Source organism: Actinophytocola sp. (assembly GCF_036555685.1).
Classification (GTDB): Bacteria; Actinomycetota; Actinomycetes; order Mycobacteriales; family Pseudonocardiaceae; genus Actinophytocola.
In genome coordinates this window covers 1-8,541 of record NZ_DATBKY010000039.1, presented here as the reverse complement: position 1 = coordinate 8,541, position 8,541 = coordinate 1, and the positions used below count along the sequence as shown (strand labels likewise).

The window sequence follows — 8,541 nt, the reverse complement described above, 5'->3', positions numbered from 1 at the left end:
GTGGCGCTGCTGCCGCTGATCCTGACCCTGCAGATCGGGCACGACGGCTGGTGGTCGAGCACGCCCGCGGTGATGGTGTGGACCGTGGCCATCGCGGCCCTGCTGATCAGCCGGATCCCGACGCTGTCGGTGAAGACGTTCCGGGTGCCGGCCCGCATGGTCGCGCCGCTGCTGGTGCTCGTCGGCCTGGCCGCGGCCGCGGTGATCACCTACCCGATGCTCGCGCTCGCGAGCGCGCTCGTGATCTACCTCGCGCACGTGCCGTACGCGGTGCGGCGCAACCACTGGCTCGCCAACCACCCCGAGGCGTGGGACGTGCCGCCGAAGGAGCGCCGGGCGATCCGCCGCGCGCACGGCTCGTCGCGGCGGCTCGGGCTGCGGCCGCCGATGCGCAAGGTCGCCGGCGCGGCCCGGCGCGCGGTGTCGGTCGCCCGCCGCGGGAACGGCGCGGGCGGTGGCGCGCGGGAGGGGCACCGGGTGCTGCTGCCGACCGACTCGAACCGGGTTCGCCGCGCGGTTCGCGGGCGCGGCTGGCGGCGCACCGGACTGCGCCGCAACCAGGCCCGGCCACGGGCCGGCGAGCAGTAGTCTCGGGCCCCATGCCACAGATCACGCTCACCGCGCGGCTGACGCCGTCGGCGATGGACACCCGCCGCGGCGTGGTGCGGCTGCACCGCGAAGTGCTGGACGCGCTCGGCCTCGAGCCGTGGTCGTGCGTGCGGCTGACCGGGGCACGGATCAGCGCCGCGCTCGCCGCCGAGGCGGACACGGCCGGCGCCCCCGGCGTGCTGCTGCTCGACGACGTGACCATGTCGAACGTGGGCGTGACCGAGGGCGCCGACGTCGTGGTGGAGCCGGCGGACGTCGGCGCCGCGCGGATGGTGACGGTGGCCGGCTCTCGGCTCGCGTCGACGTCGCTGCCGCCGGAGACCGTGCGGCAGGCGCTGATCGGCAAGGTGCTGACGGTCGGCGACGCGGTGTCGCTGCTGCCGCAGGACCTCGCGCCCGCGCCGGGGTCGGACCTGCCCGCGGTGCGCGGCAAGCTGTCCCGCGCGATCGGCATGACCTGGACCAACGAGCTGCTGACCGTCACCGCGACCGAGCCCGCGGGCCCGGTCGCGATCCATCCGTCCACTGTGGTCGGCTGGCGGGACGGCGCGCGTACCGGCGACCCGGCCCCCGCGGCCGCGGGTCCGGGCGGCACGGCGACCGCGCCCACCGACCGGCAGGCGGCCACCGGCACGGACACCGACGCCGACACGGACACCGACGTCGCTTCGCCGGCCGTCGAACCGGTCGTCGAACCGATCGCACCGCCGCCGCCCCTGGCCGACCTGGTCGGCGCCCGGGAGGCCGCCGAGCGGCTCACCGAGTGGTTCGAGCTCGCGTTCAACCGCCCGGAGCTGCTGTCCAAGCTGGGCGCGGCCGCGCAGCTCGGCGCGTTGATCACCGGACCGGAGGGCGTCGGCAAGACGACCCTGGTGCGCTCGGTCGCGAACGCGGTCGACGCGCGCGTCGTCGAGCTGGCCGGGCCGACGCTCGCGGCGCTGGAGCCGAACGCGGCCGCCCGCCGGCTGACCGACGCGATCGCCACGGCGAGCGGGCAGGTGCCGGCGGTGCTGCTGATCACCGACCTGGACGCATTGCTGCCGGCGAGCAGCCCGCCGCCGGTGGCCACGGTCGTGGTCGACACGCTGCGCACCGCGATCCGCACGCCGAAGCTGGCGATCGTCGCGACCACGGCGCACCCGGAGGCGGTCGACCCGCGGGTGCGCGGGGTGGACCTGCTGGACCGGTCGCTGTCGCTGCCCCTGCCGGACGCGAAGACCCGCACTGAGCTGCTGCGCGTGCTGTTCCGCGAGGTGCCCGTCGAGTCCGAGGTGAACTTCGGCGAGGTGGCCGAGCGGACGCCGGGTTTCGTCGCCGCCGATCTCATCGCGCTGCGCCGCGAGGCCGCCGTGCGCGCCGCAGTGCGGGTGAAGGCCGCCACCGATCCCACGGTCACCTCGGCGGACCTGCACGGCGCGCTGGAGACCGTCCGCCCGACCTCGCTGTCCACTTCGGACAACCTGCAGACCGGCGGGCTGACCCTGGACGGCGTCGGCGACATGGTCGAGGTGAAGCAGGCGCTGACCGAGTCGGTGCTGTGGCCGCTGCGCTACCCCGACTCGTTCTCGCGGCTGGGCGTGGACCCGCCGCGCGGGCTGCTGCTGTTCGGCCCGCCCGGGTGCGGCAAGACGTTCCTGGTCCGGGCGCTCGCGGGGACCGGACAGCTGAACGTGCTGTCGGTCAAGGGCGCGGAGCTGCTGGACAAGTGGGTCGGCGAGTCCGAGCGGGCGGTCCGGGAGCTGTTCCGCCGGGCCGCGGAGGCCGCGCCGGCACTGGTCTTCCTGGACGAGGTGGACGCGCTGGCGCCGCGGCGCGGGCAGTCGGCGGACTCGGGCGTGTCGGACCGGGTGGTCGCGTCGCTGCTGACCGAGCTGGACGGTGTGGAGCCGGTGCGCGACGTCGTCGTGCTGGGCGCGACGAACCGCCCGGAGCTGATCGACCCGGCGCTGCTGCGCCCCGGCCGCCTGGAGCGGCTGGTCTACGTGCCGCCGCCGGATGCCGACGCGCGCACGGAGATCCTGCGCTCCGCGGCGAAGAACACCCCGCTGGCGGACGACGTCGACCTGGCCGAGCTCGCCCGCGAGCTGGACGGCTACTCGGCGGCGGACTGCGCGGCCCTCATCCGGGAGGCCGCCCTGACCGCGATGCGCGAGTCCCTCGAGGCGACGATCGTGACGCGCGCCCACCTGACCACGGCGCGGGAGAAGGTGCGCGCCTCCCTGGACCCGGCGCAGCTCGCTGCCCTGGAGGCGTACGCGCAGTCCCGCTGAGGCGTACGCGCAGTCCCGCTGAGGCGCACGCGCAGTCCGGCGGGCCGCGGCGTGAAGTCTCGGACGAACCAGCGGGATCTCAGGGGACCGTGACGGCACGCAGCCACCATCAACCCGGATATCCCGCGCCGATCGCCGGAACGCGACCAACACATTGAATTCCGGGCGGCGGGACTGCCTATTTGCCCTCGTTCTTGCCGCCGATGCCCTGGTAGTCGTCGGTGACGATGACGATCACGCCGGTCGGGAAGCTCTTCAGGCCCGGGAAGCGGGCCTCGACGTGCATGCCGAAGTCGTCCGCGATGTCCTCCGCAGCCTGCTGCTCGGCCGTGCCGGCCCGGTAGTACACGGTCGTGGTCGGGATCGTGCCGTACGGGTAGTTGCCGACCGACACGACGTTCCAGCCGACCGCGCGCAGGTCGTCCGCCGCCTGCGCGGCCAGCCCGCTGACGGTGCTGTTGTTGTAGACGCGGACGGGCTGGCTCTTGCCGGGTTCGCCGTTGCCGTCGCCGCCGGGCGGCGGGGCGGGCAGGGAGCTCTCGTTGCCGCCACCGGCGCCGGGTTTGGTGGTCGTGGTCGTCGTGGGCGCGCCGCTCGACGACGAGGACGGCGGTTGCTCGCCCGACGTCGTCGTCGAGGTCGGCTGCTCCTCGGACGAGCCCGGCTTGCTGGTCTGGGTGGGCGACGGCTGGGCGTTGCCGTCCCCGTCGCCACCGCCGAGGATCGAGACGAGGCCGATGATCAGCGCGATCGCGGCCAGCCCGAGCAGCGCCAGGCCCGCGATCCGCAGTGGCCGCGTGGGACTGGGCGACTCGGGCGAGCTCATCGAGACAGCCGCGGGGCCGAGCGGGCACGCTGCCGACCGCTGCGCAGCCGGCGCAGGCGCTTGACCAGCATCGGGTCGGCCTCGAGCGCCTCGCGCTTGTCGATCAGCCGGTTCACGAGCTGGTAGTAGCGGGTGGGCGAGACACCGAACAGCTCGTGGATGGCCTGCTCCTTGAGGCCGGGGTACTTCCACCACTGGCGTTCGAACGCCAGGATCTCGCGCTCCCGCTGCGTGAGGCCGTCCGCGTCCGCGGGCGGCACCGCGCGCATGTGCGGGCCGGAGGGCTGTGCCGGCAACTCTGCGGCGTCCATCAGGCTCCTCGCCACGGGGTCTCTGCCCGCGAATCACACGCCTGTGATTCGCCGGGCCTTATTACATCACGCTACCGACGGTGTCCGTCGGCGATGCGCGCGAGAGTCGCGCGATCTTTCGGCGAGCGGCCGTGCTCTAGGGTCGCGCCATGGCCGTTCGCCCGATCGTCATCGTCGGAGACCCCGTGCTGCACAACCCGACGCGCAAGGTGGAGGCCTTCGACGACGAGCTGAAGACGCTCGTGGACGACATGTTCGAGACGATGGCCGCCGCGCCGGGCGTCGGCCTCGCCGCGAACCAGGTGGGCGTGGACCTGCGCGTGTTCGTCTACGACTGCCCGGACGACGAGGGCGTGCGGCACCGTGGCGTGGTCGTCAACCCGGTACTGGAGACCTCCGAGCGCCCGGAGACCATGCCCGACCCGGACGACGATCTCGAGGGCTGCCTGTCGGTGCCCGGCGAGCGGTTCCCGACCGGCCGGGCGTCGTGGGCGAAGGTGACCGGCCAGGACCTGTCCGGCGAGCCGGTCGAGGTCGAGGGCACCGGGTACTTCGCGCGCTGCCTACAGCACGAGACCGACCACCTCGACGGGCTGCTCTACCTGAGCCGGCTCACCGGCCGGTACGCCAAGGAGTCGAAGCGGATGCTCAAGCGGAACGGCTGGGGCCAGCCCGGCCTGTCGTGGGACCCGACCGTCGAATCGGAGCCGGGCGACGAGTAGGTCTTCGCCCTGTTTCGATTGTTCGCTACTTCGCTCACAGCGAACGGGGAACACCGGGGCACCGGCGCACACTTGAAGTGGAGTGCAACGGTGTAATTGGCGGTGATGTCCGTGTCGTCGGAGGAGCTGGACGCCTACTCCCGCACGGTGAGCGCGGTGGCCCAGATGCTGACCCCGCACGTGGCGAGCGTGTCGCTGCGGCGTGGCAGCGGCTCGGCGGTCGTGTTCACCGATACCGGGCACCTGCTGACGAACGCTCACGTGGTCGGCGGGGGCAAGCGCGGCACGGCGACGTTCTCCGACGGGACGGAGTCGCCGTTCGAGGTGATCGGCGCGGACCCGCTGTCGGATCTCGCGGTGGTCCGCGCCGGTTCGGACGCGCCGGCGCCCGCGTACCTGGGCGAGGCCGACGACCTCGTGGTCGGCCAGCTGGTGGTCGCGGTCGGCAGCCCGCTCGGCCTGTCCGGTTCGGTGACGGCCGGGGTCGTCAGCGCGCTGGGCCGGTCGCTGCCGGTGCGCCAGGGCCAGGCGGCGCGGGTGATCGAGGACGTGATCCAGACCGACGCGGCGCTGAACCCCGGCAACTCCGGCGGCGCGCTGGCGGACTCGCGCGGGCGGGTCGTGGGCATCAACACGGCGGTGGCGGGCTTCGGCCTGGGCCTGGCGGTCCCGATCAACGGCACGACGAGGCGGATCATCGACACGCTGATGGTGGAGGGCCGGGTGCGGCGGGCGTACCTCGGCGTGATCGGCGTACCGGCGCCCCTGCCGGACGACGTCGCCGAGCGGACCGGCCAGCGGGCCGGCCTGCGGGTGATCGAGGTGGTGCCGGGCGGCCCCGCGGAACGAGCGGGCCTGCGCACGGGCGACCTGGTGCTGACGGTGGCGCGCGAGCAGGTGCACAACGCGCAGGGCATCCAACGCAAGCTCTTCGCGGAGGTGATCGGCACCGACCTGGCGGTGACGGTGTTGCGCAACGGCGCCATGGTGGACGTCTACGCCCGCCCGACGGAGCTGACGGTCAGCTGACCGCCGTCCATGCTCGGCCGCCGCGAAGCGGGTGGCCCGTCGCCGCCCTGGCAAACCTCTGTCGCTTGTGGACAGCTGGCCGCAAATTCGCTCGTCCGCGGGGCGGTGCGGCGGCAAAGTGGGCCGCATGGACCTTGCCGCCTTTCTGCTTGCTTCCTTCCTCCTCGCGATGGTGCCCGGGGTCGGCACGGCGATGCTCGTCCGGCAGTCGGTGCGGGGTGGACGGCGGGCGGCGCTCGCGACGGTCGCCGGGCTCGAGAGCGGGGTCGCCGTGTGGGCAGCCGCGGCGGGGCTCGGGCTGTCGGTCCTCCTCGTCGCGTCCGAGGTGGCCTACCAGGTGCTGCGGGTCGCCGGCGTAGTCGTGCTCCTCTGGTTCGGGGTGCGCGCCTTGTTCGGGCGGCATCGGGAGCCGGACGAGACAGCCGGCGGCGGGTTCCGGGCGGGGCTGCTCGTCAACCTCGCGAACCCGAAGCTCGCCGTCTTCGCCATCTCGTTCCTGCCGCAGTTCGTGCCGCCCGGCGCGAGCCACGCAGCGCTGCTGGCGCTCGCCGCGCTCTGGGTCGTCGTCGACACGATCTGGTACCTGCTGATCGCGACGCTGCTGACCCGCCTCGTCGGCATCCTGCGGAAGAGCTCGCTGGTCGAACGGATCTCCGGCGTGGCCCTAATCGGCCTTGGCGTGCGGCTCGCTGTCGAGGGATAGCCGCCGCCACGGCACCAGCGGCAGGTTCACCAGCTCGACCACGCTGTCCAGCGCCGCCAGGTCGGTGTACCGGCCGGCCAGCACGCCCGCGCGGACGGCACGCACCTCGGCCGCCGACACCGGCGCCCCCGCCAGCACGAACGGCAGTACCAGGCGCAACGCCGACACCACCGACACCCGCCGGCGCTGCGGTGCCCGTAACGCCAGCGCCGCCGCCCGCAGCAGGTGGTCCGGCCCGGCCCACGACTCCCAGCGGGACGCGTCCGCCGCCGCGCAGCGCAGGCACACCGGGTCGCCCGCACCCAGCTCGCCCGCGCACTCCTCGCAGCGCAGCAGCCGCAGCGCCCAGTCGACGCACGTCCACGGGTACGCGGCCGGCCCGGCCGACAGCACCTGCGTCGCGAGGTCCCGTTCGGACTCCGCGCCCGCGCTCGCCCGCGACGCGGCCAGCAGGTCGCGCCAGTCGTCGAGCCAGCGTGCCTCGACCTCCTCGGCGCACCCCAGGCACGACGGGTAGCCGCGGCCGGCCGGCTCGCCGCAGGTCGCGCACGGCACCACGGTCGGCGTGTCCACCGACCGGTCCGGCACGAGCGCGTCCACGGGTAGAACGGTACTTCACAACGCCCTTGGCACCGCCGCATCGGCGTGGCTATGGTCGAAAGCACGAGAACTCAACATCTTTAGCGGGAGCTCGCGCCACAGCGGGCTGAGAGGGCAAGTGGTGTCCGTTCCAGGACCCGGCCTTGCCGACCGCCTGAACCTGACCGGGTAATGCCGGCGTAGGGAGGCTTTTCCATGACTGCTCTCGAGGACCGTTCCGTCCGGCCGACCGTGACCACCGGGCCCGTCACCGGCTCCACCAAGGTCTACCGCGGCGACGTCCCGTTCCGGCGGGTCCACCTGACGAACGGCGAGCACGTCGACCTGTACGACACGTCCGGCCCGTACACCGACCCGGACGCCACCATCGACATCCACAAAGGACTGCCGAAGCTCCGGCAGGGCTGGGCACGAGAGCCGGCCGGCGGCGCCGTGACGCAGCTGGCCTACGCCAAGGCCGGAGTCACCACGAAGGAGATGGAGTTCGTCGCGGCACGCGAGGGCGTCGAGCACGAGTTCGTGCGCGACGAGGTCGCGCGCGGCCGGGCCGTGATACCGGTCAACCGCAACCATCCGGAGGCCGAGCCGGCGATCATCGGCAAGAACTTCCTCGTCAAGATCAACGCGAACATCGGCAACTCCGCGGTCTCCTCGTCCATTGAGGACGAGGTGGAGAAGATGGTGTGGGCGACCCGCTGGGGCGCGGACACCGTCATGGACCTCTCGACGGGCAAGCGGATCCACGAGACGCGCGAGTGGATCCTGCGCAACTCGCCCGTGCCCGTCGGCACCGTGCCGATCTACCAGGCGCTGGAGAAGGTCGACGGCCGCGCGGAAGAACTCACCTGGGAGATCTTCCGCGACACGCTCGTCGAGCAGGCCGAGCAGGGCGTCGATTACTTCACCATCCACGCCGGCGTGCTGCTGCGCTACGTGCCGCTGACGGCGAAGCGCGTCACCGGCATCGTCTCGCGCGGCGGTTCGATCCTGGCCAAGTGGTGCCTGGCGCATCACCGCGAGAATTTCCTCTATACGCACTTCGAGGACATCTGCGAGATCATGAAGGCCTACGACGTGGCCTTCTCGCTGGGCGACGGCCTGCGCCCCGGCTCGATCGCCGACGCCAACGACGAAGCGCAGTTCGCCGAGCTCAAGACGCAGGGTGAGCTCACGAAGATTGCGTGGAAGTACGACGTTCAGGTGATGAACGAGGGCCCCGGCCACATCCCGATGACCGCGCGCCGCGTCACCGGCATCGTCTCGCGCGGCGGCTCGATCCTCGCGAAGTGGTGCCTCGCGCATCACCAGGAGAACTTTCTCTACACGCGCTTCCGCGAGATCTGCGAGATCATGCGCGCCTACGATGTGTCGTTCTCGCTCGGCGATGGTCTGCGGCCCGGATCGATCGCTGATGCCAATGACGAAGCGCAGTTCGCGGAATTGAAGACGCAGGGTGAGCTGACGCGCATCG

At 72.7% G+C, this 8,541-nt stretch carries 8 protein-coding genes and 1 pseudogene; 6 read left to right on the top strand and 3 right to left on the bottom strand.

The features are described from left to right. Together VH969_RS04015 and VH969_RS04010 are read left to right on the top strand one after the other, a co-directional pair. Positions 1–588 (top strand): annotated as a pseudogene (locus VH969_RS04015) (phosphatidylserine synthase); the annotation flags it as partial. Positions 589–599: 11 nt separating this feature from the next. Further along, complete coding sequence (locus VH969_RS04010) at positions 600–2,879, top strand: AAA family ATPase (protein ID WP_331970520.1); 2,280 nt, start codon at positions 600–602, stop codon at positions 2,877–2,879. Between the two features lie 178 nt (positions 2,880–3,057). Here the strand turns inward: VH969_RS04010 and VH969_RS04005 are convergent, their stop codons facing one another. Together VH969_RS04005 and VH969_RS04000 are read right to left on the bottom strand one after the other, a co-directional pair. Next, a complete protein-coding gene (locus VH969_RS04005) occupies positions 3,058–3,705 on the bottom strand; it encodes a LytR C-terminal domain-containing protein (protein WP_331970517.1) in 648 nt (215 codons plus the stop codon). Then, on the bottom strand, positions 3,702–4,016 hold the full coding sequence (locus tag VH969_RS04000) for a DUF3263 domain-containing protein (RefSeq protein WP_414638423.1): 315 nt from the start codon (positions 4,014–4,016) through the stop codon (positions 3,702–3,704). Before VH969_RS04000 ends, VH969_RS04005 begins: the two co-directional genes overlap by 4 nt. Before the next feature lie 149 nt (positions 4,017–4,165). Between VH969_RS04000 and VH969_RS03995 the strand changes: the two genes are divergently transcribed. The 3 genes from VH969_RS03995 to VH969_RS03985 all read left to right on the top strand — a co-directional run bounded on the left by VH969_RS03995 (position 4,166) and on the right by VH969_RS03985 (position 6,470). Beyond that, complete coding sequence (locus VH969_RS03995; RefSeq protein WP_331970514.1) at positions 4,166–4,738, top strand: peptide deformylase; 573 nt, start codon at positions 4,166–4,168, stop codon at positions 4,736–4,738. A 105-nt stretch (positions 4,739–4,843) separates the two neighbouring features. Then, on the top strand, positions 4,844–5,767 hold the full coding sequence (locus tag VH969_RS03990) for a S1C family serine protease (RefSeq protein ID WP_331970511.1): 924 nt from the start codon (positions 4,844–4,846) through the stop codon (positions 5,765–5,767). 127 nt (positions 5,768–5,894) lie between these two features. After that, positions 5,895–6,470 carry a LysE family translocator gene (locus VH969_RS03985; protein ID WP_331970508.1) on the top strand — a complete coding sequence of 192 codons (576 nt, stop codon included), beginning with the start codon at positions 5,895–5,897 and terminating at the stop codon, positions 6,468–6,470. Here the strand turns inward: VH969_RS03985 and VH969_RS03980 are convergent. Next, a complete protein-coding gene (locus VH969_RS03980) occupies positions 6,432–7,070 on the bottom strand; it encodes a hypothetical protein (protein WP_331970505.1) in 639 nt (212 codons plus the stop codon). The genes VH969_RS03985 and VH969_RS03980 overlap by 39 nt on opposite strands. Before the next feature lie 195 nt (positions 7,071–7,265). Here VH969_RS03980 and VH969_RS03975 point away from each other — a divergent pair. Beyond that, a partial coding sequence (locus VH969_RS03975) for a phosphomethylpyrimidine synthase ThiC (RefSeq protein WP_331970502.1) occupies positions 7,266–8,541 on the top strand: 1,276 nt, incomplete at its 3' end.

Bases quoted from the DNA above. Each gene is read 5' to 3' on its own strand.
- VH969_RS03985 (WP_331970508.1), top strand. From the start codon at position 5,895: ATGGACCTTGCCGCCTTTCTGCTTGCTTCCTTCCTCCTCGCGATGGTG.
- VH969_RS03995 (WP_331970514.1), top strand. From the start codon at position 4,166: ATGGCCGTTCGCCCGATCGTCATCGTCGGAGACCCCGTGCTGCACAAC.
- VH969_RS03990 (WP_331970511.1), top strand. From the start codon at position 4,844: ATGTCCGTGTCGTCGGAGGAGCTGGACGCCTACTCCCGCACGGTGAGC.
- VH969_RS04010 (WP_331970520.1), top strand. From the start codon at position 600: ATGCCACAGATCACGCTCACCGCGCGGCTGACGCCGTCGGCGATGGAC.
- VH969_RS04000 (WP_414638423.1), bottom strand. From the start codon at position 4,016: ATGGACGCCGCAGAGTTGCCGGCACAGCCCTCCGGCCCGCACATGCGC.
- VH969_RS04005 (WP_331970517.1), bottom strand. From the start codon at position 3,705: ATGAGCTCGCCCGAGTCGCCCAGTCCCACGCGGCCACTGCGGATCGCG.